Genomic DNA, 2352 nt, shown 5'->3' with positions numbered 1-2352 from the left:
CGCCGGAGCCCGCCCCGCCCACCCCCCGCGGCGGCCGCACCCTGCCGGTGGCCGGCCAGGTCACCCGGGAATTCGGCGCCGGCGGGGAAGGCGGGCCGGCCCGCGGCCTCACCCTCGCCGCCCCGCCCGGGGCCCGGGTGGTCAGCCCCTGCGGCGGCAAGGCGGTGTTCGCCGCGCCGTTCCGCTCCTACGGCCAGTTGCTGATCGTGGATTGCGGCGATGGCTACCATGTCGTGCTGGCAGGGATGGAGCGGCTGGATGCCGCGCCCGGCCAGCGCCTCCTGGCCGGGGAGCCGGTCGGGCAGCTCGGCACCGCGGCGCCGGAAGGCCGCGGCCGGGCGACGCTCTACTTGGAGTTGCGCCGGGCCGGGCAGCCGGTGGACCCGCGGAGCTGGCTCGCCCGGGGGTGAGCGGCGGAACGACCGAAAGAAGGGGCTTAACTCTGCCTTCGGCTGCGCTAGGCTAGACTAGGCTGGAGCAGCCCCCGACCCGTTGAATGACGCGTGAGCCCTCGGGCCGGGGCTAGGCGGCCCTGGATACTTTACTTTCCAGTGCGATATTCAATCAGGTGATTCTACCTGACCGGATATTGCACCGGTGTCCTGCCCGCTCCATTCGTCGGGGATGGCGCTGACGGACAGGCCACTGGAAAAGGCCAGTGGCCTGGGCGTGAGGTCCGCAGGATCTCGGGCCCGGGCCGCCAGGGATCGAGACAGGGATTGGCGGCCGGAGATACTTGGCCGGAAGGGATACGGGTGGCGGCATGAAGCGCAGGATCGGGACAGTGGCTTCGGTGACGGCGGCCTTCGCCGCCGGCATCGTGGTGGGGCCCATGGTCGCCGCCTGGGCGCAGGAAGGCGGGCGGGCGGAGACCTACCGGCTGCTGAACCTGTTCGGCGACGTGTTCGAGCGGGTTCGCGCCGAATATGTCGAGCCGATCAATGACCGGGACGCGATCGAGAACGCGATCAACGGCATGCTCGCCGGTCTCGACCCCCACTCCTCCTACCTCAACCAGCGCTCCTACCGGGACATGCAGGTGCAGACCCGGGGCGAGTTCGGCGGCCTCGGCATCGAGGTGACGCAGGAAGGCGGCTACATCAAGGTCATCTCCCCGATCGACGAGACCCCCGCCTCCCGCGCCGGGGTCAAGGCGGGCGACCTCATCACCCATCTGAACGGCAAGTCGGTCCAGGGCCTGACGCTGCAGGAAGCGGTGGAGCAGATGCGCGGCGAGCGCGGCACCTCCATCCGCATCACCATCCGGCGCGAGGGCGCCGACCGGCCGATCGAGCTCTCCCTGACGCGGGAGGTGATCCGCCCGCAGGTGGTTCGCTTCCGGGTCGAGGGCGGGGATATCGGCTATATCCGCGTCACCTCCTTCAACGAGCAGACCGATGTCGGGCTGCGCCGCGCCATCCAGACCATCCGCCAGCAGGCCGGCAACAACTTGAAGGGGTTGATCCTGGATCTGCGGAACAACCCGGGCGGGCTGCTGGATCAGGCGGTGCAGGTCTCGGACGAGTTCCTGGACCAGGGCGAGATCGTCTCCACCCGCGCCCGCCGGCCGGAGGATGCGCAGCGCTGGAACGCCAAGGCCGGCGACGTCGCCCAGGGCCTGCCGATGGTGGTGCTGATCAATGGCGGCAGCGCCTCGGCCAGCGAGATCGTGGCCGGCGCGCTGCAGGACCACCGCCGGGCGATCATCCTGGGCGTGAAGAGCTTCGGCAAGGGCAGCGTGCAGACGGTGATGCCGATCCCCGGCCAGGGCGCCATCCGCCTCACCACCGCGCGCTACTACACCCCCTCCGGCCGCTCCATCCAGGGCACCGGGATCGAGCCGGACATCGAGGTGCTGGCCCAGCGCCAGGAAGCCACGGCGAACATCCCGCGGGAGCGGGAGGCGGATCTCCGCCGCGCCCTGCGGAACGAGGGCGGGGTGCAGCAGCCCGCCGGCGCCGCCATCCCGCCCCTGCAACTGCCGCCGGGGGTCGCGGAGCGCGTCACCCGCCTGCCGCCGGAAGGCGCCCCGGCGCTGGATTTGACGAAACCTGAGACGGATTTCCAGCTCCAGCAGGGCCTCTCCCTGCTGCGCAACATGAGCGCGGCCCAGGCGCAATCGCCCTCGCGCCGCGCCGCCCGCTAGGCCGCGGGACAGCGCGACCGGCCCATGGCAGGCTTGCAGCCCGGCTGGGTAACACCCGCGCCGCGGGGCTGGCGCCTGCTCGGGCTGTTCTGGCTGGTGGTGCTGGCGCTGCTGGGCGGCGGCGCCGGGGCGCTGCAATGGCTGGGGCCGCCTGAGCCAGCCCTGCCGGCCGCCCCCCCGCCCGCCATGCCGCCCCTGGCCGCGGC

General features: G+C 72.2%; 3 protein-coding genes. All 3 read left to right on the top strand.

Features of this window, described 5'->3' with window-relative positions:
* The coding region (locus NJ376_RS28375; protein ID WP_252956702.1) for a murein hydrolase activator EnvC family protein at positions 1 to 410 on the top strand (410 nt) is incomplete at its 5' end.
* A 353-nt stretch (positions 411 to 763) separates the two neighbouring features.
* A complete protein-coding gene (locus NJ376_RS28370) occupies positions 764 to 2146 on the top strand; it encodes a S41 family peptidase (RefSeq protein WP_252956701.1) in 1383 nt (460 codons plus the stop codon).
* A gap of 24 nt (positions 2147 to 2170) precedes the next feature.
* A partial coding sequence (locus NJ376_RS28365; protein WP_252956700.1) for a hypothetical protein occupies positions 2171 to 2352 on the top strand: 182 nt, incomplete at its 3' end.

This window comes from Siccirubricoccus soli (genome assembly GCF_024178315.1).
In the GTDB taxonomy this organism is placed as follows: Bacteria; Pseudomonadota; Alphaproteobacteria; order Acetobacterales; family Acetobacteraceae; genus Siccirubricoccus; species Siccirubricoccus soli.
Note: the sequence above shows the minus strand (reverse complement) of the source record. Positions and strands in the feature narration are given on the sequence as shown.